The sequence below is a fragment of the Stenotrophomonas sp. YJH_SMC_43 genome (assembly GCF_059372535.1).
Genome location: NZ_JCAFVQ010000001.1, coordinates 386327 through 411626 on the forward strand (window position 1 = coordinate 386327; position 25300 = coordinate 411626).

Below are 25300 nucleotides of genomic sequence, written 5' to 3' on the forward strand. Positions count from 1 at the left end.
TTGATCCCCGCCGTTTCGTTTTCATGCGATCAAAGAGCGATCAGTTCGCCGGCGGCGTGCGCTTGGCAGTCTCTTCGTCTTCTTCGTCGGCCTTGGCTTCTGCAGCCTGGGCTGCAGCGTCGGCATGGCCATCGACGACCGGGTCGATCAACGGCGTCACCACCGCTTCGGCGACCGGGGCAGCGGCTTCGATCGGCGCGGCTTCCACCGCCACCGGAGCGACCGGCTGTTCGGCGGCTACGACGGGTTCGACGACCGGCTTGGCTTCAACCACCGGCGCAGCTTCGACCGCCGCCGGCTTCGCTTCGATCACCGGAGCGGCTTCAGCCACCGGGGCTGCTTCAACCGCGACCGGCTGTGCTTCGGTCACCGGCGCGGCAGCGGCTACCGGCTGGGCCGGGGTCGCGGCGTCGATGGCATCGAGCATGCTGGTCTGCACCGGCGAGGACACCGCTTCGGTCTTCGCAGCAGCTTCGACCGGGGCCTGCACTTCAGCCACGACCGGGGCGGCGGCTTCGACCACGGCGCTGCTCACCACGGCAACCGGTGCGGCGGCAACGGCGGCGGCAGCACGGACCGGCTTCGCGGCGTCGGCAACGACCGGCTCGACTTCGTCATCGAAGTCGAACTCCGGCTGCGAACGGGCCGGCTGCGCAACAGCGACCGGCGCAGTGCCGGCAGTACTGTCGACGTTCGGCTCGGCGCCGTCGGCGTCATCACTGTCATCACCCTCGTCCTGGTCATCACCCAGAGCGTCGCTGCCGGCGGCGTTCTCGGCGCCACCGCGACGACGACGACGGCCACCACGACGGCCACGGCGACGGCGGGTCGCGCCTTCGCCTGCCTGCTCGCCATTGGCGTCGGTTGCGGCCTCGTCACCGGCAACCGCAACCACCTCGGCCTCGTTGGCACCGGTCTCGACCGCTACTGCGGCGTCCGCCGGAGCGGCGGCCACCGGGGCGACCGGTGCAGTGGCTTCCTGTGCGGTCACCCCATTGGCGGCGGCGGCCGTGGCGGCCACGGCTGCTGCCGCGGTCACGGCGTCGACCGGTGCATCGGCGGCACCGCGCTGCGGCTTCTCGGCCGGCTTGTCACCGTCCTGCTGCTGCGGACGCGGCTGCTTGGGCTGCTTCAGCTTCGGCTGCTGCTGGTTCTGGTTCTGGTTCTGGCCCTGCTGCTCGTTGCGCGGCTTGTTCTGCTGCTGCGGCTGCTGCTGGCCATCCTTCTGCTGCGGCTCCTTCTGCTTGCCCTGCTGCGGCTGCGGCTGGGCATTGCCGTTGTTGCCGTTGCGGCCATCCTTGCGCTGCTCACCGCGGTCCTTGCGGTTGCCGCCGTCCTTCTGCTGCTGCGCGTTGCCGTTGCCACGATTGTCGTCGCGACGGTCCTTGCGGTCCTTGTTGCGATCCTTGTTGCGGTCCTTGCGGCCGCCGTCCTGCTGCTGGCGTGCAGCCGGGGCTGCCGGCGCCGGCGCCGGGGCCGGTTCGCCACCGAACACGCGCTTGAGCCAACCGATCACGCCGCCGCTCGGGGCCGGCGCCACCGGCGCTGCCACGACCGGGGCCGGGGCAGTTGCGGCCGGCTCCACTTCCTCGCGCACCGGGGCGGGGGAGGTGTGCTTGACCTGGGTCACCGCCGGCGGCGGGATGTTCAGCTGGCCCTTGGTCAGCGCGTGCACCGGCAACTTGCGCGGGGTGCCGCGCTGGTAGCTGGGCTTGTTGCTCTCTTCACCCAGCTCGTTCTCGCGCAGGCGGGTGACGGTGTAGTGCGGGGTGTGCAGTTGCTCGTCGGCGACGATCACGATCGGCGCCTCGTGGCGCTGCTCGATCTCGCGCAGGGCGCTGCGCTTTTCGTTCAACAGGTAGTTGGCGATCTCCACCGGGGCCTGGACCAGCACCTGCCCGGTGTTTTCCTTCATCGCATGTTCTTCGGCGACGCGGATGATCGACAGCGACAGCGACTCGACGCTGCGCATGCGGCCGTGGCCGTCGCAACGCGGGCAGACGATCTGGCTGGACTCGCCCAGGCTCGGGCGCAGGCGCTGGCGGCTCATTTCCAGCAGGCCGAAGCGCGAGATGCGGCCAACCTGAACGCGCGCGCGGTCGTACTTCAGTGCGTTGGCGAGGCGGTTCTCGACTTCGCGCTGGTGCTTGTTGGAGGCCATGTCGATGAAGTCGATCACCACCAGGCCGCCCAGGTCACGCAGGCGCAGCTGGCGGGCCACTTCTTCGGCCGCTTCCAGGTTGGTCTGGAACGCGGTGTCCTCGATGTCGCTGCCCTTGGTGGCGCGCGAGGAGTTCACGTCGACGGCGGTCAACGCTTCGGTCTGGTCGACCACGATCGAGCCGCCCGACGGCAGGCGCACGTTGCGCTCGTAGGCGCCTTCGATCTGCGATTCGATCTGGAAGCGGTTGAACAGCGGGATGTCGTCCTTGTAATGCTTGAGCTTGCGCAGGGTCTGCGGCATCACCTGCTGCATGAACTCGCGGGCGTGCTCGTACATCTCCTCGGTGTCCACCAGGATCTCGCCGATGTCGGCGCGCAGGTAGTCACGCAGGGCGCGCACGATCAGGCGCGATTCCTGGTAGATCAGGAACGGGGCCGGCTTGCTCAGCGCGGCTTCGGCGATGGCACGCCAGACGTTGAGCAGGTAGTCCAGATCCCACTGCAGCTCTTCCGCATCGCGGCCGACGCCGGCGGTACGGATGATCACGCCCATGTCGTCGGGGATGTTCAGCTTGTCCAGGGCGTCCTTCAGGGCGGCACGGTCTTCGCCTTCGATGCGACGGGACACGCCGCCGGCGCTGGGCGAGTTCGGCATCAGCACCATGTAGCGGCCGGCCAGCGAGATGAACGTGGTCAGGGCAGCGCCCTTGTTGCCACGCTCTTCCTTGTCGACCTGGACGACGATCTCCTGGCCTTCCTTCAGCAGTTCGCGGATGCCGGCCTTGTTGTGGTCGACACCGGCCTGGAAGTAGTCGCGGGAGATTTCCTTCAGCGGCAGGAAGCCATGGCGGCCACCACCGTACTCGACGAAGGCCGCTTCCAGCGAGGGCTCGATGCGGAAGATCCGGCCCTTGTAGATGTTGGACTTCTTCTGTTCCTTCGACGGCTGTTCGATGTCGATGTCATACAACGACTGGCCATCCACGATGGCAACACGCAGCTCTTCAGCCTGCGTGGCGTTGATCAGCATTCGCTTCATTGTTGCGTTCCTCGCAAGCGGCTACCGCGCGGAACGCCATGGGGTTTCGCCTCTGGACACGGTTCGCCGCCCATTCGCGCAAGCGCGGGGAGGGCGGCTTGGGTTTCCAGCGCTACGACACCACGGCAGGCCGCGGGAGCGCTTCACTCTTATGGGTTTTGGGGTGTTACAGGCCGCAGGCAGCTGTCAGCCAGGCTGGAGCGCCACGCGGGACATGTTCAGCACGGTTGCGTGTCAGGCATCCGGCGATGGCCGGGAAGGCCGGTGAGCCGCTAACATGGCCGCCCCGCGGGCGGTGGTCGCGCACTGTGCCGGATTCGTCGGAAGCTGGGCTTCTGGCCCTGAGTAACTTCCAACGAAATCAATCCCTTATCTCGCCCCCCGAGTGTAACAGAATAAACAGCCTGATGACCGCCCAAGACCCGACCAAACCCGCTGGCGACAAGCCTTCCGTGCGCATGATCACCGTTCCCGCCGACCGCGCCGGCCAGCGCCTGGACAACTTCCTGCTTGGCCAGCTGAAGGGTGCCCCGCGCAGCCTGGTCTACAAGCTGGTGCGCAGCGGCCAGGTACGGGTGAATGGCGGCCGTGCCAAGGCCGAACGCAAGCTGGAGGCGGGTGACGAGGTGCGTGTGCCGCCGGTCCGTCTCAGTGAGGAGGGAGACAAGGCCGGTCCTCCGGAGGCGTTCATGCGCCGCCTGGAGCAGGCCATCGTCTTCGAGGACGCCCGCCTGCTGGCCCTGAACAAGCCCACCGGCGTGGCCAGCCACGGCGGCAGCGGCATCAGCTTCGGCGCTATCGAGACCCTGCGCGCGCTGCGCCCGGGGCAGACCCTGGAACTGGTCCACCGGCTGGATCGCGACACCTCAGGCCTGTTGATCGTGGCCAAGAAGCGGTCGGCGCTGAGCGAACTGCAGGCGCTGCTGCGTGAAGACCACGGTGCCGGCATCCGCAAGCGCTACCTGACGCTGTTGGCCGGACGCATGCCCGACGGCGTGATGACGGTTGACGCGCCGTTGCATGTGGGCCTGCGCCAGGGCGGCGAGCGCCATGTACAGGTCAATGCGATCGGCAAGGAATCGATCAGCCACTTCCGGGTGCTGGAGCGCCGCGGCGGCCATTCGTACTGCGAGGTGCGCATCGAGACCGGTCGCACCCACCAGATCCGCGTGCACGCCCAGCATCTGGGCCACCCGGTGGCCGGTGACGACAAGTACGGCGATCCGGCGGTGAACAAGCGGCTTCGTGAGCAGATCGGGCTGAAGCGCCTGTTTCTGCACGCGGCTTCGCTGGAGTTCGCGCTGGATGACGGCAAGAGCCCATACGTGCTGAACGCGTCGCTGGCGGATGAGCTGGTTGAGGCGCTGGACCGGCTGAAGTAGCCTCTGCGAGGGGCTGACCGGCCAACGGGCGGAGCCCCCTCGCGGCTGGCCTCCAAAGCGGGATTCCGGTTTTGGTCGGTCCGGATGGGTTGGCGGGGGGACGCCGTGAACCCATCCTTGGGGGCTTGGCCGCGGCATCCATGCCGCGGACACCCCCGCCAACCCATCCGGGCCGCCCTTCGACAGATCGCGTGTGCGTCAGCCACGGAACATCAAAAGAAGAGCAGACCCGGGCCGCGTGGCGGCCCGGGTAGAGTCGAGCCACGCTCGACTCGCGCGCGCAGCGCGGGCTTCGCTTTCTTATTCTTTCATCGCGCGGCTGGCACGCACGGAAAAATGACGGGGCACGGGAGGGGTCGGCTTGCAGGGATGTCCGCCGCATGGGCCCGAGGCATGCCTCGGGCGGGTTGGGCAGGACGCCCACCCCCGGTCTTGCCGTGTGCGCAGGACAGCGCACACGAGCAAGCGGCGGACACCCCTGCAAGCCGACCCCTCCCGTGACCTCTCGATACTGCAGGACGTACCAGCCACGAGGGGGCTCAGCCCGTTGGCTGCAAACCCCTCACCACTTGAACAACACCAGGCTGATCGCCAGGGTGCCCATGCCGGCCACCAGGCCATACACGGTTTCGTGGCCCTTGGCATAACGCTTGGCCGCCGGGAGCAGCTCATCCAGCGCAAGGAACACCATCACGCCAGCGATCAGTCCGAACACCCAGCCGAACGTGGCGTGCGACAGCGATCCTGACAACAACCAGTAGCCCAGCGCCGCGCCCACCGGTTCGGCCAGGCCGGACAGCAGGCTGGCACTGAACGCATAGAACTTGTTCTGGGTGGCGAAGTACACCGGCACCGCGATCGCGATGCCCTCGGGAATGTTGTGGATGGCGATGGCGAAGGCCAGTGGCATGCCCACCGATGGGCTTTCCAGCGTGGCAAAGAAGGTTGCCAGCCCTTCCGGGAAATTGTGCGCGGTGATCGCGACCGACGTCAGCAGTGCGACCCGCTTCAGGTACTCGCGGCTGTTCTCGCGGAACGCGGGGTCCTGCTTGTCCAGGCTGTCGTGCGGGTTGGGAATGAAGTGGTCGATCAGCACGATCACGATCACGCCCAGCAGGAAGGCCAGGGTGCCGTAGGTGAAACCGGTACGCTCGCCATAGGCCAGCGCGAACGAAGCAATGGACTTGTTGAGGATCTCCGACAGCGACACATAGACCATCGCGCCGCCGGCGAAGGCCAGGCCGAATGCCAGCAGGCGCGGGTTGGGGCGCCGTGAGAACAGCACCAGCAGGCTGCCGATGGCGGTGGCGAGGCCGGCCGCAAGAGTGACCGCCAGTGCGATCCAGATGTTTTCGGGAGGAATCTGCAGCATGTACCGACGCGGTCCTGGTCAATAGACAACCGCCCCGGGCAAGGCCGGGGCGGCGAGGGCGAGGCGGGCGTCGGCTGGCCTCGTCGGGGCGCGGGCGATCAGCCGCCGCGGCGCAGGCGTTCTTCGATGGCGAAGCACTGGTCCGGCTTCGGCTGCGGCGGGTTGAAGCTGACCGGTACCTGGATGGTGGCCGGCACTGCAGCACCGTTGCGGGTGGCGGCCTTGAACTGCCAGCCCTGCACGGCGGTCCTGGCCAGTTCGTCCAGTTGCGGGTTGCCGGCCCCGGTCAACAGCGCGACCTCGCTCGGCTTGCCGTCGGCGCCGATGGTCACCTTGAAGGTGCTGGTGCCGCCCACGCCCATGCAGGCCAGCTCAAGCGGGTACTGCGGCGGCGGCGTCTTCACCGCGGCCACTTCGGTCGGCGGCGGCGGTGGTGGTGCCGGTGGTTCGGACGGGCCACAGCCGGCCAGGCCGGTCGCAGCGATCAGGGACAGGCTCAGCAAACGTACGTTCATGGCAGTTGCTCCGTCAGGGCCGAAGTCTTTGCCGCGCAGATGAAGTCGTTCTCGCTCAGGCCGCCCACATCGTGGGTAGAGAAGCGCACGACCGCGCGGTCGTAGTGCACGCCCAGGTCCGGATGGTGGTCCTCGTGATGGGCGATCCAGGCCAGCGCGTTCACGAAGGCCATGGTGGCGTAGTAATCCTTGAAGCGGAAAGTGCGCGTCAGGGCCTGCCCGCCCTCGCTCAGCTCCCAGCCGGGAACCTGCGGCAGCAGTTCGGCCAGGCGGGCCTCGCCAAGCTTGTGGTCGCTGCCTTTGCGCGGCACGCAACGAGCCTGGGCCAGTGGAATCAGGTCGGCCATGGGAATCTCCACCTCGTGTTGACTGAACAATGCGCCGGACGGTGTATAAACCGAATGAGCGGCTGACGCTTACTTGGCTAGAATAGCCTGATGATCCAGATCTCCGACACTGCCCAGACCCATTTCCGCAAGCTGATCGAACGCGAGGGCGTGCCCGGCATGGGCGTGCGCCTGAGCGCGGTCGACCCCGGTACCCCGCGCGCCGATGCCCGGCTGGAATTCGCCGAACCGACCGACCTGCTTGGTGACGAGTGGGCGGTGGACTGCGATGGCTTCACCCTCTACGTCGATGCGAGCAGCGTCGGCTGGCTCGACGGCGCCGAGATCGACATCGTCGCCGGCACCGCCGGTACCCAGCAGCTGACCATCAAGGCACCGCGCATCAAGGGCGAGGCCCCCGGCGATGCCGCGTCGCTGGTCGAGCGCGTGCACTGGGTGGTGGAGAACGAAGTCAATCCGCAGCTGGCCTCGCACGGCGGCAAGGTGGCCGTGCAGGAAGTTTCGGCCGACGGCGTGGTGCTGCTGCGCTTCGGTGGTGGCTGCCAGGGCTGTGGCATGGCCGACGTGACGCTCAAGCAGGGTATCGAGAAGACCCTGATGGGCCGCGTGCCGGGCGTGACCGCCGTGCGCGACGCGACCGACCACGACAGCGGCCACGCGCCGTACATCCCGCGCGGCAACGTCGCCTGACCGCTGACGCGTGCCTCTGACCCGGGCCGAGCAACTCATCGAACTGCTGCTGGCCCGCCAGCAGCCACGCGCCGTCCTCGAGAAGTCTACGCGCCTGCCCTATGGCTGGGCGCTGTGGCTGCGCTCGCTGGGCCCGCTGCCGCGGCCGTTCCACGCCCGCGAAGTGATTGCGGTATTGCTGCCTCGCCCGCTGCCTGGGCCGCCGGGTCAATCGCCCCGGCTGTCACCGTGGCAGTCGCTGCGACGGCTGTTCTGGCAGGACTGGGACGCTGCGCCGCGCGATCAGCGCTGGATGCGCTGGACCTCGGCGTTTGCCAGCGCGCTGCTGCACCTGCTGTTTTTCATGCTGCTGCTGTGGGTTGCGGTGATCCGCACCACGGCACCGGAAGCAGAGGGCGCCGAAGGCGAGCGTGTGCAGGTGGAATTCGTCGGTCGCGCCAGCCAGGAAGGTGGTGGCGATCAGCCGGGTGCCGAAGCGGCTGCGGCTGCACCGGCGGGTCAGGTTGCCGCCGGCCAGGAGGCAGGGGCAGCGACGGCACCTGATCCACGTCCTGCGGCCGCGTCGGCGCCTGCACCCGCGCCGGCTCCAGCACCGACAGCCAGCGTGCCGTCGCCGCCGGCCGAAGCCGAGCCGGCCCCGCTTGCGGCCCCGCCACCCTCGCCGGTGCAGGCCACCGAAGTAGCGCAGGCCAGTACGGATTTCGTGGTGCCACCGGTGAGCGTGCCGCGCACCGAGGTCAGCATCGTGCCGCGTGACACCACGCCCGCAGTGCGCGAGCGCAGCGTGCAGCCGGTGCAGGCGCCGCCAACCCCAACCGCACTGCGTGCGCCGGAAATCGCGGTGCGGACGCCGCAGCTGCGTGACATCCAGGTGCAGGAGCGCGAAGTCAGTACGGTCGATGCACCGGCGGTGTCGCAGCCGCTGCGCACGGCCGATGTGCAGGTGCGGGTACCGCAGCGCGACGTGCAGGTGCGCGAGCGTGAAGTGCAGGCGGTGGTCGATCCGCAGGTGCGGATGGCAACCGTTGCCGGTCGTGATCCGGCGGTGCGTGCGCCGGCGGGTCGTGACGTACAGGTGCGCGAGCGCGAAGTAGCCTCGGCACCGGCCGCAGCCCCTTCGTCTTCCAGTGGGAATGCACCCGCGGCAACACCCGCGCCGGCAGCCAATGGCAGCGCGACGCAGGCGAGCAGCAGCACTGCGCGGCCTGCTGCATCCAGCACGACCCCGGCTCAGGCAGGAGCGCGCCCGGCCCCCAATCCGGGCAACTGGGCCACCCCCGCCAAGGGTGATGACTGGGGTGCATCGAGCCGCAACCATGACGGCGCCGACAAGGGCGCCCGCCAGGCCAGCACCACCGGCAAGGGCAGTGGCCTGTTCAATGCCGATGGCAGCGTGCGTGTGCCGGGCCAGGAAGGCGAGGGTCGTGCCGAGCGCGGTGCGCCCGGGGGTGCCAACGATGGCTGGAGCAAGGAACGCATCGCGCAATCGGGCACCTGGTTGAAGCGACCGCCTTACGACTACACGCCCACTTCGTTCGACAAGTACTGGGTCCCGCAGGAATCGCTGCTGGCCGAGTGGGTGCGCAAGGGAGTCAAGGCAATGGAGATTCCATTGCCGGGTACCAGTACGAGGATCTCCTGCGTGATCTCGATCCTGCAGGCCGGTGGTGGCTGCGGCCTGACCAATCCGAACATGCAGGACCAGCCGGCCGTGGCGCGACCGCCGCCGGACATCCCGTTCAAGAAGGAACTGCAGGAAGACAACGGGAGCCGCTAGGCAAGGCGGGGCGCCACACAGTGGCCGGCTCGCGCTTGGGTAGGTGCCAACCTTGGTTGGCACAGAAGCGCCGACCAAGGTCGGCCTCTACCAAGGCGTCAGCGCATGCCGACCAAGGTCGGCATCCACCAGAGCAGTGACCTCACGCGCTCTGCGAGAGGAACACCCAGAACGGCACGTCGCGGCCGACCCAGTCGCGGCTGGCTTCGTCCATCACGTCCAGCAGGGTGTCAAAGTCCTTCTGCGTGGAGGCGCGCAACGTGTCCACGTCGGCCAGGAACAGCGCGTAACCGTTGGCCGGCAGCCACTGCAGGTCGCGCAGGTTGTCCGACAGCGCATCCCAGTTGCCGCCGAAGCCGGTCGGGAAATCCAGTTGTGCGGCCAGCCGGGCGAGCAGGGTGCGCTTGTCGCCCACGCCTTCCAGATCGATGCGGATCACCTTCAGCCCGGCATCGCGCATCGCTGCGGCCAGTGCGCCGATGTCGTCGCTGTCGATGGCGTAGACGCCAGCATTGTTGATGTCGTGCAGGCCGAGGCCGAAATCATCGTGGCTCATCACTGCGCTCCCTGGGCCGGTACGGTGAAGCTGCGGAACGATTCGTAGTGGTCGTCGGTGTAGTACCACGCCTCCGGCGGATCGCCGCCGGTGACGATGCGGCGCGTGCCACGGGTGCGCGCGCCGGGGGTATCGACGGTGTATTCGCGGTAGTAGCCGCGCGGGCGCTGCGGCAGCTGCTGCTCGCGGTTGCCGAACGTGCTGCCGTCCTGGCGGTGGGGGAACGGGCCACCACGCTGGATCAGGGCGATGGTCTGCCGGGCTTCAGCGGGCAGGAACGCCGGAAGTCCGCTGTCCTTGCCGGGCGAGGCGGTGGCCGGCGCGCGCGCGGCAGGCGCACCCTGCAGGTCCGGCGCGAACTGCGGCGCCGGCGGGCGCTGCATGAAATGGTTGACGACCAGGCCGAGCAGCAGCAGGGCGATGGCGGTGATCAGCAGCCGGGGGTTGCGCATGGGCAAGGAGCGGGCGAGGGCGGTGCAGGCACTGTAGCGCCTGTGCGCTGCACGGTGCATGAGGATGGCATCGCGTCACTGCTGCGTAACAATTGCCGTCGTGCTCACTGGCAGGACGCAATTTCCTTTACATCCCCCTTGGTAATCTGGCGGTCTGTCCCCATCATTCACCGCGCAACGCCCGACACCGTCGGGTGCCCTCGCAATCAGGAGATGCATCATGGCCTATACCCTGCCCAAGCTGTCCTACGCCTACGACGCGCTGGAACCGCATATCGATGCGGCGACGATGGAAATCCATCACACCAAGCATCACCAGACCTACATCAACAACGTCAACGCGGCGCTGGAAGGCACCGAGTACGCTGACCTGCCGGTCGAGGAACTGGTGAAGAAGCTCAAGTCGCTGCCGGAGAACCTGCAGGGTCCGGTGCGCAACAACGGTGGCGGCCATGCCAACCACTCGCTGTTCTGGACCGTGATGGCTCCGAATGCTGGCGGCAACCCGGTGGGCGACGTGGCCAAGGCCATCGACAAGGACCTGGGCGGCTTCGACAAGTTCAAGGACGCCTTCACCAAGGCTGCGCTGACCCGTTTCGGCAGCGGTTGGGCCTGGCTGAGCGTGACCCCGGACAAGAAGGTCGTGGTCGAGAGCACCGGTAACCAGGACAGCCCGCTGATGGAAGGCAACACCCCCATCCTCGGCCTGGACGTGTGGGAACACGCGTACTACCTGAAGTACCAGAACCGCCGTCCGGAATATATCGGCGCGTTCTTCAACGTCATCGACTGGAACGAGGTCGAGCGCCGTTACCAGGAAGCGATCGCCTGATCGCGGTGATGGGATGAACGGAGAAGGCCGGGGAAAACCCGGCCTTTTCTGTTGCAGGAGTCATTCGGTAGTGGCGGTATCACCCTGCAGGCGCAGGGTGGCCATCACGCCCAGGCGCAGGCCGGGCAGGTCGCCGTCGGCCGGCAGCAGGATCGGCTGCTGGCGGATGCCGCCGAAGTGCTTGACCTGGAACAGCACATCCAGGCCATGACCGCTGCTGCCGCCACCACTGGCCGCAGGCGCCTCGACGCGACCGCCGGGATTGCGCCGGGCGGGCTGGAACCCCGGGGTGCTGCGCACGAGCTCGACGGTGGTTGCCGAGAAATCGCCGGCGATCAGGCTGGGCATGCCCTCGGCGGTGGCGCCGATCCAGGTCATCAGGTCGCTGGTCTGATGCTGGCGGGCGGTGGCCTCGTCCGGGTCCGGGCGCAGCCGTGCCACATAGATGTTGACCAGTGCCTCGCCCAGCTTCAGCCGCATCATGCCGGCGGCGCTGAAGATGCCGGGTGGGTGCAGCAGGGTCACGCCATCCTCGCTGACCGGCAGCCGGGTCAGCATCGCGTTGCCATGCCGCAACGGCTGGCTGGGCGGATCGGCGGTAACGAAGTCGCAGCTGTAGCGCAGCCGGGTGGCGAGCCAGCAGGCCGGGTTGCGGCCCTGCTGCTGCAGCACCTGCTGCACCGAGATCACGTCCGGTTGCAGGTCGGTCAGCAACTGTGCGACCTGTTCGCGGCGCAACTTCCATTGCGCATCATCGCGGCTGGGCAGTTCCAGCGCGGCCACGGTCAGCTGGCGGGGCTCGCTTTCGCTGGCCGTTGTGGCCGGTGCCTGCGGCCGCGCCTGCGCCTGCAACGCCATCAGCAGCACCAGGCAACTGAGCAGGAGACGGGCGGGGGCGAGGGGGCGCATAACGATAAGTTTACGCTTTTGTCGTGCAGGTGCCGTGACTTCCGGCATGGCATGCGGTGTCTGCCATGGATTGGCACCGTTGTCATGCAGCCCTGCAGCGTGCTTCGCAAGCCCTGCTTCCGGTAATCTTGCGCCTTTCGCTTTGCAGGATTGCCTTACAGGATGAGCCACGACGCAGTTGCCCCCATCGCCGGCCAGGGAAAGATGCCGCGCCAGATCCCGTACATCATCGGCAATGAGGCCTGCGAGCGGTTCAGTTTCTACGGGATGCGCAACATCCTGGTGCAGTTCCTGATCACCTCGCTGCTGCTGCAGGAAATCACTGCGGAAGGCCGTGCCGGTGAAGCCAAGGACATCATGCACAGCTTCATGATCGGCGTGTATTTCTTCCCGCTGCTCGGAGGCTGGCTGGCCGACAGGTTCTTCGGCAAGTACCACACCATTCTCTGGTTCAGCCTGGTCTACTGCGCCGGCCACTTGTGCCTGGCGTTGTTCGAGAACAGCCGCGAGGGCTTCTTCCTCGGCCTGGGCCTGATCGCGCTCGGTGCCGGCGGCATCAAGCCACTGGTGGCCTCGTTCATGGGTGATCAGTTCGACCAGAGCAACAAGCACCTGGCCAAGATCGTCTTCGACGCCTTCTACTGGATCATCAACTTCGGCTCGCTGTTCGCCTCGCTGCTGATCCCGCTGGTGCTGAAGAACTGGGGCCCGCAGTGGGCGTTCGGTATCCCGGGCATCCTGATGTTCATCGCCACCTTCGTGTTCTGGCTGGGCCGCAAGCGCTACGTGCTGGTGCCGCTGCCGCCGAAGGATCCGCATTCGTTCGCCAACGTGGTGCGTACCGCACTGACCACGCGCGTGACCGGCCAGGGCCGTCCGGGCCTGGTGATCGCCGTGCTCGGCCTGGTGCTGGCAGCAGCCTCGTTCAGCCTGGTCGGCTCGCTGGGCATCGTCATCTGCCTGTGCCTGGCGCTGGTGTCGATCCTGGCGGGCATCGGCGGCGGCACCTGGCTGCAGCTGGAGCGTGCCCGTGGCCAGCATCCGGCCGAAGCCGTGGAAGGCGTGCGCTCGGTGCTGCGCGTGCTGGTGATCTTCGCGCTGACCACGCCGTTCTTCTCGCTGTTCGACCAGAAGGCCTCGACCTGGGTCCTGCAGGGCCAGCAGATGCAGATGCCGAGCTGGTTCACCGCCTCGCAGATGCAGGCGCTGAACCCGCTGCTGGTGATGATCCTGATCCCGTTCAACAACCTGGTGCTGTACCCGGCCCTGCGCCGCTTCGGCTTCGAGCCGACCGCGCTGCGCCGCATGACCGCCGGTATCGCCTTCAGCGGCCTGGCCTGGATCGTGGTCGGCGGCATCCAGGTGGTGATGGACGGGGGCAACGCCATGTCGATCTTCTGGCAGATGCTGCCGTACGCGCTGCTGACCTTCGGTGAGGTGCTGGTCTCGGCCACCGGCCTGGAGTTCGCCTACAGCCAGGCGCCGCAGGCCATGAAGGGTGTGGTCATGAGCTTCTGGAACCTGACCACCACCATCGGCAACCTGTGGGTGCTGCTGTCCAATGCAGCCGTGCGCAATGACGTGGTGACCCACAAGATCGCCAGTACCGGCCTGAGCGAGGCGGCATTCCTGATGTTCTTCTTCGCCGGTTTCGCCTTCGTCGCGGCGTTGGCCTTCGGTTGGTACGCAAAACGCTATCGTATGGTCGACAACTACCGTAGCGCCTGAGCCTGACATGACCCCCGTCAATCTGCTGTTGATCGCCATTACCGCCATCCTGTCGTGGATGGCGTTCAACAACCGCAAGCTGGCCGACCGCCTGATCCTGTGGCCGCCGGCCATCGACCGTCACCGCCAGTACGACCGGCTGGTGACCTATGGCTTCATCCATGCCGACTGGTCGCACCTGATCTTCAACATGATCACCCTGTTCTTCTTCGGGGGATTCATCGAGAGCGTGATGGTGCAGCTGACCGGCAGCTACCTGACCTACCCGGCGTTCTACATCGGTGCGCTGCTGGTCTCGATCCTGCCCAGCTACCTGAAGAACCAGAAGAACCCGAACTACCTCAGCCTGGGTGCGTCCGGGGCGGTGTCGGCGGTGCTGTTCGCCTTCATCCTGATCAAGCCGTGGTCGATCATCCTGGTGTTCTTCATCCCGGCGCCGGCCATCGTCTACGCCGCGTTCTACGTCGGCTACAGCATCTGGATGGACAAGCGCGGCGGTGACCGCATCAACCACAGCGCCCACCTGGCGGGCGCGGCGTTCGGCGTGATCTTCATGCTGGCCATGCAGCCGAGCATCTTCACCCACTTCCTGCGCGAGCTTTCCAACCCGACCTTCCGCCTCGGCGGCGGTTGATGGCGGGAGCGGGGCGGATCGGCAGCGATCCGCCCCGGCAGGTTCAGACTGCGGTCTGCTGGCCGTAGGTGTCCAGCAGGCGGGCGAATACTTCCTCGCCGATGCGCTGGAAATCCTGGTCTTCGGTCTGCCCTTCCACCGCCAGTTGCAGCAGGCCCTCCAGCAGGGCGCGGTCGGTATCGGAATGGGGATCGCTGGGGTGCATCGGTGCCTCCGCGGTGGTGCGCATGATCAACGGTCGCAAGGGCCGTGCCAGCCTGGCCGTACCCCTCCACAGGCGATAGCGGCCGCCGGCCCTCCAGCTTGAGGGTCGAAAACTGACGTGAACGGACTGGACTTGCCCCTGTTCAGGCTTCACGCGATCATGGCGCCCGGCTGCGCACCATCCACGCAGTCGCCGCAGGAGACAGTTCCATGGCTTCGGTCACGCCCCCCGGTCTGGCCTACGAGGTCGAACACGACCTGGCCAACCATCGCTTCACCGCCCGTGTGCGCGGACAGCTGGCGGTGCTCGATTACCAGATCAAGCGCAGACGCATGGTCATCACCCACACCGAGGTGCCCGAGCCGATTGCAGGCCGTGGTATCGCCGGCGAGCTGACCCGCGTGGCGCTGCGCTTTGCCCGCGAGCAGAAGTACAAGGTGGTGCCGGCGTGTTCGTATGCCGAGGCCTTCCTGCAGCGGCACGAGGAGTATCACGACCTGCTCGTTGGCTGAATGCCAGCGGGCCACGCTTCAGCCATGGCAGGCGATGATGTACAAACATGAACAGGGGATCCCGATGAAGATTGGAAACAACCGGCCACTGCACGGCAGCGTGCTGGCCGGCGTGGTGGGCGTGCTGTTGCTGGCCGGTTGCCAGCGTGAAAGCGAGCCGGCACCGGTGGCCGACGGGGCACCCGCCGCCGAGACCACCGCCGCAGGCGAAACGCCGGCCACGGAAGCGCCGCTGGACCTGCGTGACGTGATCGAGAACAACGAACGCGAAGTGGTGGGCATCAGCTACCCGGCCGGCATCGACCGCTACCCGGGCCTGGCACGCGCGCTGCAGGACTATGCCACCAGCGCTCGCAGCGACCTGCAGCAGGCACTGGACGGGCTGGGCAATGACAAGCCGACCATGCCCTACGAGCTGTCGCTGAGTTTCGAGAAGCTGCTGGAAACGCCACAGCTGGTGGTGGTCAGTGCCGATGGCAGCCGCTATACCGGTGGCGCCCACGGCGAGCCGCTGGTGGCGCGTTTCGTGTGGCTGCCGGCGCAGCAGCAGATGCTCAGCGCCGACAAGCTGGTGGCCGATGCCAAGGGCTGGAAGGCGATCAGTGATTTCGTTGCCGACCAGCTGCGCGAACGCGTGGCCACGCGGCTCAGCGGCGAGGACATGGACCCGGCCCAGCTGCAGGAATCGCTGCGCAACGCATCGCGCATGATCGCCGACGGTACCGGCCCGCAGGCCGACAATTTCAGCCAGTTCCAGCCGCTGACCGACGACAAGGGGCAGATCACGGCACTGCGCTTTGTTTTCCCGCCCTACCAGGTGGGTCCATACTCGGACGGCACCCAGACCGCCGATGTTCCGGCGGCGGTGTTGTTGCCGCACGTGGCCAAGGACTACGTGGAGCTGTTCGCACGCGGTTGACCGCAGTCGAGGAGGTGGCGTGGATACAGGGTTGCAGGAGCGGGTCGCCGGCCTGCTCCACGAAGCCGGGGTCCGCATCGGCGGCACCCAGCCACAGGACATCCAGGTGCATGACCCGCGCTTTTTCGCGCGGGTCATGGGCCACGGTTCGCTCGGCCTGGGCGAGAGCTACATGGACGGTTGGTGGGATGCCAACGTCCTGGATGAATTCCTCGTCCACCTGATGCAGGCGCACCTGGACGAACGGGTGCACGGTTGGCGCGAAGTGGCCGATGCGCTGAAGGCGCGCCTGTTCAACCTGCAGGTGGGGCAGGGCAGCTACGAAGTCGGCCGCCGCCACTACGACCTCGGCAACGATCTCTACCAGGCCATGCTCGGCCAGCGCCTGGTCTACAGCTGTGGCTACTGGCGCAATGCCGACGATCTCGACACCGCGCAGGAAGCCAAGCTCGACCTGGTGTGCCGCAAGCTGGGGCTGCGCCCGGGTCAGCGTGTGCTGGACATCGGCTGTGGCTGGGGCGAAGCCCTGAAGTTCGCAGCCGAGCGCTACGGCGTCAGCGGCGTGGGCGTGACCATTTCGCAGGAACAGGCCGAGTTTGCCCGCGAGCTGTGCGCGGGGTTGCCGATTGAAATCCGCCTGCAGGACTACCGGGAACTGGACGAACCGTTCGATGCGATTTTCTCGATCGGCATGTTCGAGCACGTCGGCGACAAGAACTACGCCAGCTTCTTCGAAGTGGCCAAACGCTGCCTGTCGCCGCGTGGCCTGCTGCTGCTGCACAGCATCGGCACCAACATCTCGCGGCATCGCACCGATCCGTGGATCGCGCGCTACATCTTCCCCAACTCGATGCTGCCGTCGGCAGTGCAGATCACCCGGGCGTTCGAAGGCCGTTTCGTGCTGGAGGACTGGCACAACTTCGGCACCGATTACGACCTGACCCTGCAAGCCTGGCGGCGCAACGTGGAAGCGGCATGGCCACGGCTGGATGCGCGTTATGACGAGCATTTCCGCCGCATGTGGCGGTTCTACCTGGCCGGATCGATGGCCACCTTCCGCTGCCGGCATGCGCAGTTGTGGCAGCTGGTGCTGTCGCCGGAAGGCGTGCCGGGCGGGTACGTGGCGCCACGCTGATCTGCAAGAGCATCCACGCCATGCGTGGATGACCCAACAAAAAAACCGCCCGGTTTCCCGGGCGGTTTTCGTTTCAGGCTGCCGCAGCGGCGATCAGTTGCCGGCGCCGGTCAGGCCACGCTTTTCCAGCAGCGGTTCGATCTGCGGCTCGTGGCCGGCGAAATCGCGGAACAGCTGCATGGCATCCACGCTGCCACCCTTGGACAGCAGCGTGGCGCGGAAGTGGTCGCCGTTCTTGCGGCTCAGGCCGCCGTTGTCCTTGAACCACTTCTGGGTGTTGGCGTCGAGCACTTCCGACCAGATGTAGGCGTAGTAGCCGGCCGAGTAGCCACCCATGATGTGGCTGAAGTACGGGGTCTTGTAGCGCGGCGGAACCGGCGCGTAGTAGATGCCGTCCTTCTCCAGCGCGGCGCGCTCGAAGGCCATCACGTCCTTGGCGGCCGGCACCTGGTCGGCGCCGATCTGGTGCCAGCGCTGATCAAGCATGGCTGCACCCAGGTACTCGGTGGTGGCGAAGCCCTGGTTGAACTTGGCCGCCGCCAGCACCTTGTCCAGCAGCGCCTGCGGCATCGCCGAACCGTTCTGGTAGTGCTTGGCGTAGTTCTTCAGGATGACCGGGTTGTCGGCCCACATCTCGTTGACCTGCGAGGGGAACTCGACGAAGTCACGCGGCACCGAGGTGCCCGAGAAGTACGGGTACTTCACGTTGGAGAACATGCCGTGCAGGGCATGGCCGAACTCGTGGAAGGTGGTGTTCACCTCATCCCAGGTCAGCAGGGTCGGCTGGCCGGCCGGCGGCTTCGGGATGTTCAGGTGGTTGGCGACCACCGGCTTGAAGCCGGTCAGCTTGGACTGCGAAACGTAGGAATTCATCCACGCACCACCGCGCTTTGAGGCGCGTGCATACGGGTCGAAGATGAAGATCGCCAGCTGGCTGCCGTCGGCGTCGAACACGTCGTAGACGGTGACGTCATCGTGGTAGACCGGCAGGTCGGTGCGCTGCTTGAAGGTCAGGCCGAATTCCAGGTTGGCGGCATGGAACACGCCGTTCTCCAGCACGTTCTTCATTTCGAAGTACGGCTTCAGCTGCGACTCGTCGAAGTTGTACTTGGCCTGGCGCACCTTCTCGCTGTAGAAGGCCCAGTCCCACGGTTCCAGCTTGAACGTCGGCTTGCCCGCGGCCTTCTGTTCCTGGTCGATCATCGCCTGCAGGTCGGCGGCTTCGCGCTTGGCGTTGGCCACGGCGGCCGGGGCCAGCTTGCCCAGCATCGCGTTGACTGCTTCGGGGGTCTTGGCGGTCTGGTTGGTCAGGTTGTAGGCGGCGAAGTTCGCAAAGCCCATCAGCTTGGCCTTGTCGGCACGCAGCTGCATGATGCGCGAGACCAGCGCGGTGTTGTCGAACTCACCGCCACGGCTGCCACGGCTGACCGACGCTTCGTAGATCTTCTGGCGCAGGGCGCGGTTGGCCAGGTTGGTCAGCGGCGGCTGGCCGGTGGTGTTGAGCAGGGTGATCACGTACTTGCCGTCCTGGCCGCGGGCCTTGGCGGCTTCGGCAGCGGCGGCGATCTGCTCCTTGGACAGGCCGTCCAGCTCCTTGACGTCGTCGACGGTGATTGCCGAAGCGTTCACTTCCGACTGCACGTTCTGGCTGAACTTGGTGCCCAGGTTGGCCAGCTCGGCGTTCATTTCCTTCAGCTTGGCCTTGTCGGCGTCGGACAGCTTGGCGCCGGCGCGCACGTAGTTGTCGTAGTATTTCTCGACCAGGCGCACGCCTTCGGCGTCCAGGCCCAGCTGGCTGCGGGTGTCGTACAGTGCCTGGATGCGCGCGAACAGCTTGCCGTTCAGCGCGATCGCATCGCTGTGCGCGGCGAACTTCGCCGAGTAGTCGGCCTGCAGCTTCTTGCGGGTGTCGTTGGTATCGGCGCCCACCAGGCTGAAGAACACGGTGGTCGCGCGGTCGAGGATGTCACCGCTCTTTTCCAGCGCGATGATGGTGTTGTCGAAGGTCGGCTTGGCCTTGTTGTTGGCGATGGCCTCCACTTCCTTCAGCTGCTGCGCCATGCCGGCGTCGAAGGCTGGGGCGAAGTCGCTGTCCTTGATCTTGTCGAACTGCGGGAAGTGCAGCGGCAGCGGGCTTTCGGCGAAGAACGGATTGGCCTGCTGGGCATGGGTGCTGGCAGCCGGGGTGGCGGCGCCGGCGGAGAAGGCGGGCAGGGCAAGGCCGAGGGACATGGCCACGGCAAGGGCAAGGCGAGTGGTCAAGGTAGGAACTCCGGTAAGGCAGACAAGGGCCCGAGGGTAACCCGGCCGGCCGCGCCCGCACTTGTGTCAAAAGGCATGCTGGTGGGGCCGGGCGCGGGTACCATGCATTCACCGCCCACGGCCCGCCATCATGACCAACGCCTACGATTTCAGCTTCCGTGACCTCGACGGCCAGCCGCAGGCGCTGGATCAGTACCGGGGCCGTCCCTTGTTGCTGGTGAACGTGGCCAGCCGCTGTGGCTTCACCCCGCAGTACACCGGGCTGGAGCAGCTGTGGCAGGGCTACCGCGAGCGCGGCCTGGTGGTGATCGGCTTCCCATGCAACCAGTTCGGCGCGCAGGAGCCCGGCGACGCCGCGCAGATCCGCCAGTTCTGTTCGCTGGATTATCCGGTCAGCTTCCCGCTGTCGGAGAAGATCGAGGTCAACGGCGAGGGGGCTGATCCGTTGTGGGCCTGGCTGTCACGCGAGAAGCGCGGCCTGCTTGGCAGTGCCCGTATCAAGTGGAATTTCAGCAAGTTCCTGGTCGATCGCCAGGGGCGGGTAGTGTCGCGGCATGCGCCCACCACCAAGCCGGAGCAGCTGCGCGACGAGATCGAAGCGGTGTTGTAACACGCCCTTGTTCGCGCTGGAGGCGATGTACGGCGTCAGTGCCCCAGCGGCGCCGCCCCTGCCTCGCGGTTGCGCACATCTTCGGGCAGTGCATCGATCACCTGTTGCATGATCTGCGGCAGGCTGGCCTCGCTGTAGCCGCGGTGGGCATGGGCGATGGTGCCGTCGCGGCCGACGATGAACATGTGGGGTACTGCGACGATGCCGAATTGCTCGGCCAGCGCGCCGCTGGGATCATGCAGGTACTCCAGCTTCGGCCAGTCGCGCTGACGGATCAGACGGCTGACTTCCAGTCGGGGTTCGCCCCAGTTGACCGCGTAGACCTTCAACGCGTCCTCGCCGACCACCTGTTGCAGATGGGCCAGGATCGGAAGTTCCTTGCGGCAGGGGCCGCACCAGGAGGCCCAGAAGGTCACGATCACGACCTTGCCGCGCTGCTCGGCCAGATTGACCGGATTGCCCTTGCGGTCGTTGCCCAGTGCCTGCGGCGGCACGTCGCCACGGGCGGGCGGCGCAGCCCACGCCGGAGCCGCCGCCAGCAGAAGACCGGCAATCGCCCACGCCCGCATCCGGTGCGGGATCCATGTGTCCATCATCCGTGTATTCCCCAGGAGGGCCATCGGCCCGTGTGTGGCGGACCATGCCGGCAATGCGCAGGGCATGCAACAGGTCGGGTGCAGAGGCGGGGGCGGTGCCCCGCGCTTTACTTCTCGACGAACGCGCGCTCGAACACGTAGTGGCCCGGCTGGCCGATGCGCGGCGAGACCTGGAAGCCACGCGCGTCGAGCACGGTGCGCAGGTCGGCCAGCATCTGCGGGCTGCCGCAGATCATCGCGCGGTCGTTTTCCGGGCTCAGCTCCGGCAGCCCCAGGGTGCGCTGCATCTCGCCGCTCTCCATCAGCTGGGTCAGGCGGCCCTGGTTGGCGAACGGTTCACGGGTGACGGCCGGGTAGTACAGCAGCTTGTCGCCGATCATCTCGCCCAGGAACTCATGCTCACGCAGTTCCTTCTCGAAGTAATCGCGGTAGGCCAGGTCCTTTTCGTAGCGCACGCCGTGGCACAGGATCACCTTCTCGAAGCGCTCGTAGGTTTCCGGGTCCTTGATGACCGACAGCCACGGTGCCATGCCGGTGCCGGTGCCCAGCAGATACAGGTTCTTGCCCGGGTGCAGGTCGCTGATCAGCAGGGTGCCGGTGGGTTTCTTGCCAACCAGCACCTTGTCGCCCGGCTTGATGTGCTGCAGGCGCGAGGTCAGCGGTCCGTCCTGCACCTTGATGCTGAAGAACTCCAGATGCTCTTCCCAGTTGGCGCTGGCGATGGAATAGGCGCGCAGCAACGGCCGCGCCTCGGTTTCCAGGCCGATCATCACAAACTGGCCGTTCTCGAAGCGGAAGCCGCTGTCGCGGGTGGTGGTGAAGCTGAAGTAGGCGTCGGTCCAGTGACGGACCTCAAGCACCGTTTCGGCGCCGAAAGCGGAGGACATGGGCGTATCTATCGAAAGTCGTCGGGGGTGATTCTATCTCAAATGAGACGGGTTCTCATTAGGCGGAACGAGAGGCGTTCTCAGCGGTAACCCGCCGCCTGCAGCTCGAACAGCTCGGCGTACCGTCCTCCCTGGGCCATCAGCTGCTCATGGGTGCCGCTGGCCTCGATGCGGCCATCGGCCAGCACCAGGATGCGATCGGCCATGCGTACCGAGGAAAAACGGTGGGAAATCAATACTGCGGTGCGATTATCCGCCAGTTCCCTGAACCGCTGGAACACTTCAAACTCACTTCGGGCATCCAGCGCTGCGGTTGGCTCATCCAGGATCATCACCTGCGCATTGCGCATCCACGCGCGGGCAATGGCGATCTTCTGCCATTGGCCACCGGACAGGTCCACGCCCTGCTTGAAGCGGCGGCCGATCAGCTGGTCGTAGCCGCCGGGCAGGTCGTCGATCACGTCCTCGGCCATGCCGCGCCGCGCGGCGTCGGCGATGCGTGCCTGGTCGTCCATCGCCTCGACCTGGCCGACGCCGATATTCTCGCCGGCGCTGAGGTTGTAGCGCACGAAGTCCTGGAAGATCACCCCGAGGTTGGCGCGCAGGTCGTCCAGGTCGTAGTCGCGCAGGTCACGGCCATCGAGCAGGATGCGGCCCTCGTCCGGTTCGTACAGCCGCGCCAGCAGCTTCACCAGCGTGGTCTTGCCCGCTCCGTTCTCGCCGACCAGGGCCAGCACTTCGCCGGCGTGCAGCTGGAAATCCAGATGGCGCACCGCCCACTGTTCGGCATCGGGATAGCGGAAGCCGACGTTCTCGAACACGAAGCCCTGGCGGATCGACTGCGGCACGCGCACGGCGCCTTCCCGCGAGTGGATTTCCGGCTCGATCTGGAAGAACGAGAACAGGTCATCCAGGTACAGCGCCTGGCTGGCCACCTGCGAAAAGCCGATCAGCAGGCCTTCCAGCAGCTGGCGCAGGCGCAGGAAGCTGCCGGCAAGGAAGGTCAGGTCGCCGATCGAGAAGTCGCCCCGTACCGTGCGCCAGGCGATGTAGGCGTAGGCGGTGTAGTACCCCAGCGTGCCCAGTGCGGCCAGCAGCGTGCCCCAGAACGCACGCCGCCGGGCCAGCGCCCGGTTGGCCTGGAACAGCGCCACTGACAGCCGCCGGTAACGCTCTACCAGGAAGCGGTGCAGGTTGTAGATCTTCACTTCCTTGGCCGTTTCCACGCTGGCGCCGAGCTGGCGCAGGTAGTCGAGCTGGCGGCGCTCGGGCGTCCACTGGAAATTGAGGCTGTAGCCGGCCGCGTTGAAGTGCGATTCGCCGATGAAGGCCGGCACCAGCGCCAGCGCCAGCAGCAGGATCAGCCACGGCGCGTACACCAGCAGGCCGACGGCGAGGCTGGCCACGGTGATCGCGTCCTGCACCTGGCCGAACAGTTGGCTCATCAGGTTCATCCGGCCCATGGTCTGGCGCCGCGCGCGGTCCAGCTTGTCCTGCAGGTCCGGATCCTCGAAGTCCTCCAGATCCAGCGTTGCCGCGTGTTCCATCAGCCGGATGCTGGTGACGTTGGCGAACAGTTCGGAAAGCAGGGCGTCGGCATAGCTGACCAACCGGCCGAGCAGGTCCGAGGCGATGGCCAGTCCGAATTCCAGCGCCAGCAGGCCCAGCAGTGGGTTGAGCAGACCACTGGACAGCGCTTCGCCCAGCGGCGGGAAGCCGGCGTCGTGCTGGCTCAGGTGCAGGGCGCTGTCGATGATCAGCTTGCCGACGTAGAGCATCGCCACCGGCAGCAGTGCACGGATCAGGCGTAGCCCGAGGCTGGCCAGGGTGAGCGCAGGGCTGGTCTGCCAGACCATGCGCAGGAAAGGCGGCAGGTTGCGCATCGCCCTGAAGCGCTGGCGCAGGCTGGGTTTCTTCGCGGCGGCAGCGCCAGCGGTGGGGGTAGCAGGCATGCGCGTATTGTGCGCGTCGGACGCGTGCAGATGGGGTCAGTGCAGCCGTGTGGCCGGCACCGGGATCAGATCCCTTTGCAAAGCGAAGGGATCCAGCCCCCCGTATCCACGCATGGCGTGGATCTACCGTGTCGACCAAGGTCGACACCTGCCAACAGCAGTAGAAGTCTGTCGAGGGCGGGGTGGGTCAGGTCGCAGGGGCGTGAGCCGCATGGGCACGAGGCATGCCTCGGGCGGGTTGGGCAGGACGCCCAACCCCGGTCTTGCCGTGTGCGCAGGACAGCGCACACGAGCAAGCGGCGACCGAGCTTACATGGACGTACTTGCAGCGTCCCCTGCGACCTGACCCGCCCCGCCAACCCACAGTAGCGCCGGCTTTTGATGTTGCTCTGGTTGTTGCCTCTGCGGGTGCCGGGCGGCAGCCCGGCCAACAAAACCCTCTTACGGCAGCGGTGGCAGCAGGCCCGCGCCCAATCGGTTCCAGGCGTTGATCACGGCAATGCCCATGCTCAGGTCGCTGATGCCTTTCTCATCGAAGTGCGGCGCCAACGCATCGAACGCCGCCTGCGACGGCGCACCGTCGGTCAAACGGGTCAGCGCCTCGGCCCAGCCCAGTGCTGCGCGTTCGCGTGCATCGAAGAAGCGGCTTTCGTGCCACGCGGGCAGGGTGTCCAGCTTGCGCGGCTCGATGCCGCCCTTGCGCAGCGCGGTGCCATGCATGTCCATGCAGTAGCCGCAGCCGTTGAGCTGCGACACGCGCAGGAACACCAGTTCCATCAGGGTCGGGTCGATCGAACTGTCATGCACCGCCTGGCTGGTGGCCAACAGGCCCTTGAAGGCGTCGGCGGCCAGGCGGGTGTAGGGGACGCGGGGAGAGGTGTGGTCGGACATTTTCGGCTCCACGGCGGCCACGATGGCCGCCTTTCATTACGAGGACGCCGTGCCGTCACCGTGCGTGACAACGATCGGCAACTTTTCCGGATTCAGCACGCTGTACACGTTGGCGATGCGGCCATCGACCACTTCGATGGTGGTGACCGAGTGCAGCCGATCGCCATGGAAGCGCAGGATCGCCGGCTCGCCGTTGACGTAGCCCAGCTGCGCCGGATGCACCGCGCCACGACGTGCGATGGCCCAGAACAGGCGGCCGATGCGCTCGGCGCCCAGCAGCGGGCGTACCGCTGCGGTGACCACGCCGCCGCCGTCGGAGACCAGCTGCGCGTTGGTGTGCAGCAGGGCCTGGATTGCTTCGCTGTCGCCGCGCTGCGAGGCATCCATGAAGCGCGCCAGCAGCTGCCGGTGCTGGCTGGCATCGGCATTGAAGCGTGGGCGCCCGGATTGCAGGCGCTGCCGGGCCCGATGCACCAGCTGCCGGCAGTTGGCTTCGCTGTGGCCGATCAGGTCGGCGATTTCGCGGTAGTCGTGGTCGAACGCCTCCTTCAGCAGGAAAGCGGCGCGCTCTTCAGGGCCCAGCTGCTCAAGCAGGGTCAGGAAGGCGACCGAGACATCGTCGGCCAGCGCGTGCAGCTGGGCCGGGCCGGGCGCCGGGTCGGGCTCCAGCGTGACCGCCAGTGGTTCAGCCAGCCACGGGCCGACGTAGTGCGCGCGCTCGCGCCTGGCCGCGCGTAGCCGGTCCAGGCCGAGCCGGGTGGTGGTGGTGACCAGCCAGGCTTCGGCATCGCGGACGCTGGCCGGATCGGCGCCGGACCAGCGCAGCCAGGCATCCTGGACGACGTCCTCGGCGTCGGCGCGGCTGCCGAGCAGGCGGTAGGCCAGCGCCATCAGGCGCGGGCGGTGGGTCTGGAAAGCGGTTTCAGCGTTCATGT

Annotated in this window: 24 protein-coding genes; 10 read left to right on the forward strand and 14 right to left on the reverse strand. The window is 66.8% G+C overall.

What is annotated here, in order from left to right; translation table 11 throughout:
* Positions 1-40: 40 nt before the first annotated feature.
* Positions 41-3202, reverse strand: a complete 3162-nt coding sequence (gene rne, locus AC5QAH_RS01790; RefSeq protein WP_495232036.1) for a ribonuclease E — start codon at positions 3200-3202, stop codon at positions 41-43.
* Between the two features lie 407 nt (positions 3203-3609).
* Between rne and AC5QAH_RS01795 the strand changes: the two genes are divergently transcribed.
* Positions 3610-4584, forward strand: coding sequence for an RluA family pseudouridine synthase (locus tag AC5QAH_RS01795; protein WP_495232037.1), 975 nt, complete (start codon positions 3610-3612; stop codon positions 4582-4584).
* A 562-nt stretch (positions 4585-5146) separates the two neighbouring features.
* On the opposite strand, the gene zupT is transcribed toward AC5QAH_RS01795, so the two are convergent.
* The 3 genes from zupT to AC5QAH_RS01810 form a co-directional block, all read right to left on the reverse strand.
* Positions 5147-5956 carry a zinc transporter ZupT gene (gene zupT / locus AC5QAH_RS01800; protein ID WP_010486740.1) on the reverse strand — a complete coding sequence of 270 codons (810 nt, stop codon included), beginning with the start codon at positions 5954-5956 and terminating at the stop codon, positions 5147-5149.
* 98 nt (positions 5957-6054) lie between these two features.
* On the reverse strand, positions 6055-6471 hold the full coding sequence (locus tag AC5QAH_RS01805) for an energy transducer TonB (RefSeq protein WP_010486743.1): 417 nt from the start codon (positions 6469-6471) through the stop codon (positions 6055-6057).
* Entirely contained in the window at positions 6468-6818 is a 351-nt protein-coding gene (locus tag AC5QAH_RS01810; protein WP_005417612.1) for a 4a-hydroxytetrahydrobiopterin dehydratase, read from the reverse strand. The genes AC5QAH_RS01805 and AC5QAH_RS01810 overlap by 4 nt, the downstream gene beginning before the upstream one ends.
* A 90-nt stretch (positions 6819-6908) precedes the next feature.
* On the opposite strand from AC5QAH_RS01810, the gene AC5QAH_RS01815 reads away from it, so the two are divergent.
* Positions 6909-7508 carry an NfuA family Fe-S biogenesis protein gene (locus AC5QAH_RS01815; protein WP_010486746.1) on the forward strand — a complete coding sequence of 200 codons (600 nt, stop codon included), beginning with the start codon at positions 6909-6911 and terminating at the stop codon, positions 7506-7508.
* Positions 7509-7518: 10 nt separating this feature from the next.
* Entirely contained in the window at positions 7519-9285 is a 1767-nt protein-coding gene (locus AC5QAH_RS01820) for a hypothetical protein (protein WP_071306017.1), read from the forward strand.
* A gap of 142 nt (positions 9286-9427) precedes the next feature.
* Here the strand turns inward: AC5QAH_RS01820 and AC5QAH_RS01825 are convergent, their stop codons facing one another.
* Both AC5QAH_RS01825 and AC5QAH_RS01830 read right to left on the reverse strand, forming a co-directional pair.
* Positions 9428-9841, reverse strand: a complete 414-nt coding sequence (locus AC5QAH_RS01825; RefSeq protein ID WP_010486750.1) for a barstar family protein — start codon at positions 9839-9841, stop codon at positions 9428-9430.
* Positions 9841-10293 (reverse strand): guanyl-specific ribonuclease, encoded by a 453-nt coding sequence (locus AC5QAH_RS01830; RefSeq protein WP_043401539.1) that lies wholly within the window; start codon positions 10291-10293, stop codon positions 9841-9843. The genes AC5QAH_RS01825 and AC5QAH_RS01830 overlap by 1 nt, the downstream gene beginning before the upstream one ends.
* 220 nt (positions 10294-10513) lie before the next feature.
* Between AC5QAH_RS01830 and AC5QAH_RS01835 the strand changes: the two genes are divergently transcribed.
* Complete coding sequence (locus AC5QAH_RS01835) at positions 10514-11125, forward strand: superoxide dismutase (RefSeq protein ID WP_005410310.1); 612 nt, start codon at positions 10514-10516, stop codon at positions 11123-11125.
* A 60-nt stretch (positions 11126-11185) separates the two neighbouring features.
* Here AC5QAH_RS01835 and AC5QAH_RS01840 read toward each other — a convergent pair whose 3' ends face one another.
* Positions 11186-12034, reverse strand: a complete 849-nt coding sequence (locus AC5QAH_RS01840; RefSeq protein WP_029380095.1) for an endonuclease/exonuclease/phosphatase family protein — start codon at positions 12032-12034, stop codon at positions 11186-11188.
* 162 nt (positions 12035-12196) lie between these two features.
* Between AC5QAH_RS01840 and AC5QAH_RS01845 the strand changes: the two genes are divergently transcribed.
* Complete coding sequence (locus tag AC5QAH_RS01845; RefSeq protein WP_049409328.1) at positions 12197-13762, forward strand: POT-type proton-dependent oligopeptide transporter; 1566 nt, start codon at positions 12197-12199, stop codon at positions 13760-13762.
* 7 nt (positions 13763-13769) lie between these two features.
* Positions 13770-14396 carry a rhomboid family intramembrane serine protease gene (locus AC5QAH_RS01850; protein WP_010486760.1) on the forward strand — a complete coding sequence of 209 codons (627 nt, stop codon included), beginning with the start codon at positions 13770-13772 and terminating at the stop codon, positions 14394-14396.
* A gap of 43 nt (positions 14397-14439) precedes the next feature.
* Here AC5QAH_RS01850 and AC5QAH_RS01855 read toward each other — a convergent pair whose 3' ends face one another.
* Complete coding sequence (locus AC5QAH_RS01855; RefSeq protein ID WP_032952776.1) at positions 14440-14625, reverse strand: hypothetical protein; 186 nt, start codon at positions 14623-14625, stop codon at positions 14440-14442.
* 185 nt (positions 14626-14810) lie between these two features.
* On the opposite strand from AC5QAH_RS01855, the gene AC5QAH_RS01860 reads away from it, so the two are divergent.
* The 3 genes from AC5QAH_RS01860 to cfa are packed head-to-tail and all read left to right on the forward strand — an operon-like array spanning position 14811 to position 17167.
* Positions 14811-15113: a GNAT family N-acetyltransferase gene (locus AC5QAH_RS01860; RefSeq protein WP_006455911.1), complete on the forward strand. Its 303-nt coding sequence runs from the start codon at positions 14811-14813 to the stop codon at positions 15111-15113.
* A gap of 37 nt (positions 15114-15150) precedes the next feature.
* Positions 15151-16032, forward strand: a complete 882-nt coding sequence (locus AC5QAH_RS01865) for a DUF3298 and DUF4163 domain-containing protein (protein ID WP_049482644.1) — start codon at positions 15151-15153, stop codon at positions 16030-16032.
* Positions 16033-16051: 19 nt separating this feature from the next.
* Positions 16052-17167 (forward strand): cyclopropane fatty acyl phospholipid synthase, encoded by a 1116-nt coding sequence (gene cfa / locus AC5QAH_RS01870; RefSeq protein ID WP_019336729.1) that lies wholly within the window; start codon positions 16052-16054, stop codon positions 17165-17167.
* 93 nt (positions 17168-17260) lie between these two features.
* Here cfa and AC5QAH_RS01875 read toward each other — a convergent pair whose 3' ends face one another.
* Positions 17261-19429 carry a M3 family metallopeptidase gene (locus AC5QAH_RS01875; protein ID WP_495232038.1) on the reverse strand — a complete coding sequence of 723 codons (2169 nt, stop codon included), beginning with the start codon at positions 19427-19429 and terminating at the stop codon, positions 17261-17263.
* A 130-nt stretch (positions 19430-19559) separates the two neighbouring features.
* Here AC5QAH_RS01875 and AC5QAH_RS01880 point away from each other — a divergent pair, with 130 nt between their 5' ends.
* Positions 19560-20039, forward strand: a complete 480-nt coding sequence (locus tag AC5QAH_RS01880) for a glutathione peroxidase (RefSeq protein ID WP_495232039.1) — start codon at positions 19560-19562, stop codon at positions 20037-20039.
* Between the two features lie 35 nt (positions 20040-20074).
* Here the strand turns inward: AC5QAH_RS01880 and AC5QAH_RS01885 are convergent, their stop codons facing one another.
* From AC5QAH_RS01885 to AC5QAH_RS01905, 5 genes are all read right to left on the reverse strand, one after another.
* Positions 20075-20635: a TlpA disulfide reductase family protein gene (locus AC5QAH_RS01885; protein ID WP_495232040.1), complete on the reverse strand. Its 561-nt coding sequence runs from the start codon at positions 20633-20635 to the stop codon at positions 20075-20077.
* 107 nt (positions 20636-20742) lie between these two features.
* A complete protein-coding gene (locus tag AC5QAH_RS01890; RefSeq protein WP_010486777.1) occupies positions 20743-21522 on the reverse strand; it encodes a ferredoxin--NADP reductase in 780 nt (259 codons plus the stop codon).
* Positions 21523-21602: 80 nt separating this feature from the next.
* Positions 21603-23474: an ABC transporter ATP-binding protein gene (locus AC5QAH_RS01895; RefSeq protein WP_495232041.1), complete on the reverse strand. Its 1872-nt coding sequence runs from the start codon at positions 23472-23474 to the stop codon at positions 21603-21605.
* Between the two features lie 441 nt (positions 23475-23915).
* The gene (locus tag AC5QAH_RS01900; protein WP_043401559.1) at positions 23916-24365 is read right to left on the reverse strand and encodes a carboxymuconolactone decarboxylase family protein; all 450 of its coding nucleotides are present in this window, start codon (positions 24363-24365) and stop codon (positions 23916-23918) included.
* A gap of 36 nt (positions 24366-24401) precedes the next feature.
* Positions 24402-25298: an RNA polymerase sigma-70 factor gene (locus AC5QAH_RS01905; protein ID WP_495232042.1), complete on the reverse strand. Its 897-nt coding sequence runs from the start codon at positions 25296-25298 to the stop codon at positions 24402-24404.
* Between the last annotated feature and the right edge of the window lie 2 nt (positions 25299-25300).

Coding starts and splice junctions, on each gene's coding strand:
- rne (WP_495232036.1), bottom strand. CDS start 3,202: ATGAAGCGAATGCTGATCAACGCCACGCAGGCTGAAGAGCTGCGTGTT.
- AC5QAH_RS01795 (WP_495232037.1), top strand. CDS start 3,610: ATGACCGCCCAAGACCCGACCAAACCCGCTGGCGACAAGCCTTCCGTG.
- zupT (WP_010486740.1), bottom strand. CDS start 5,956: ATGCTGCAGATTCCTCCCGAAAACATCTGGATCGCACTGGCGGTCACT.
- AC5QAH_RS01805 (WP_010486743.1), bottom strand. CDS start 6,471: ATGAACGTACGTTTGCTGAGCCTGTCCCTGATCGCTGCGACCGGCCTG.
- AC5QAH_RS01810 (WP_005417612.1), bottom strand. CDS start 6,818: ATGGCCGACCTGATTCCACTGGCCCAGGCTCGTTGCGTGCCGCGCAAA.
- AC5QAH_RS01815 (WP_010486746.1), top strand. CDS start 6,909: ATGATCCAGATCTCCGACACTGCCCAGACCCATTTCCGCAAGCTGATC.
- AC5QAH_RS01825 (WP_010486750.1), bottom strand. CDS start 9,841: ATGAGCCACGATGATTTCGGCCTCGGCCTGCACGACATCAACAATGCT.
- AC5QAH_RS01830 (WP_043401539.1), bottom strand. CDS start 10,293: ATGCGCAACCCCCGGCTGCTGATCACCGCCATCGCCCTGCTGCTGCTC.
- AC5QAH_RS01835 (WP_005410310.1), top strand. CDS start 10,514: ATGGCCTATACCCTGCCCAAGCTGTCCTACGCCTACGACGCGCTGGAA.
- AC5QAH_RS01840 (WP_029380095.1), bottom strand. CDS start 12,034: ATGCGCCCCCTCGCCCCCGCCCGTCTCCTGCTCAGTTGCCTGGTGCTG.
- AC5QAH_RS01845 (WP_049409328.1), top strand. CDS start 12,197: ATGAGCCACGACGCAGTTGCCCCCATCGCCGGCCAGGGAAAGATGCCG.
- AC5QAH_RS01850 (WP_010486760.1), top strand. CDS start 13,770: ATGACCCCCGTCAATCTGCTGTTGATCGCCATTACCGCCATCCTGTCG.
- AC5QAH_RS01855 (WP_032952776.1), bottom strand. CDS start 14,625: ATGCGCACCACCGCGGAGGCACCGATGCACCCCAGCGATCCCCATTCC.
- AC5QAH_RS01860 (WP_006455911.1), top strand. CDS start 14,811: ATGGCTTCGGTCACGCCCCCCGGTCTGGCCTACGAGGTCGAACACGAC.
- AC5QAH_RS01865 (WP_049482644.1), top strand. CDS start 15,151: ATGTACAAACATGAACAGGGGATCCCGATGAAGATTGGAAACAACCGG.
- AC5QAH_RS01880 (WP_495232039.1), top strand. CDS start 19,560: ATGACCAACGCCTACGATTTCAGCTTCCGTGACCTCGACGGCCAGCCG.
- AC5QAH_RS01885 (WP_495232040.1), bottom strand. CDS start 20,635: ATGATGGACACATGGATCCCGCACCGGATGCGGGCGTGGGCGATTGCC.
- AC5QAH_RS01890 (WP_010486777.1), bottom strand. CDS start 21,522: ATGTCCTCCGCTTTCGGCGCCGAAACGGTGCTTGAGGTCCGTCACTGG.
- AC5QAH_RS01895 (WP_495232041.1), bottom strand. CDS start 23,474: ATGCCTGCTACCCCCACCGCTGGCGCTGCCGCCGCGAAGAAACCCAGC.
- AC5QAH_RS01900 (WP_043401559.1), bottom strand. CDS start 24,365: ATGTCCGACCACACCTCTCCCCGCGTCCCCTACACCCGCCTGGCCGCC.
- AC5QAH_RS01905 (WP_495232042.1), bottom strand. CDS start 25,298: ATGAACGCTGAAACCGCTTTCCAGACCCACCGCCCGCGCCTGATGGCG.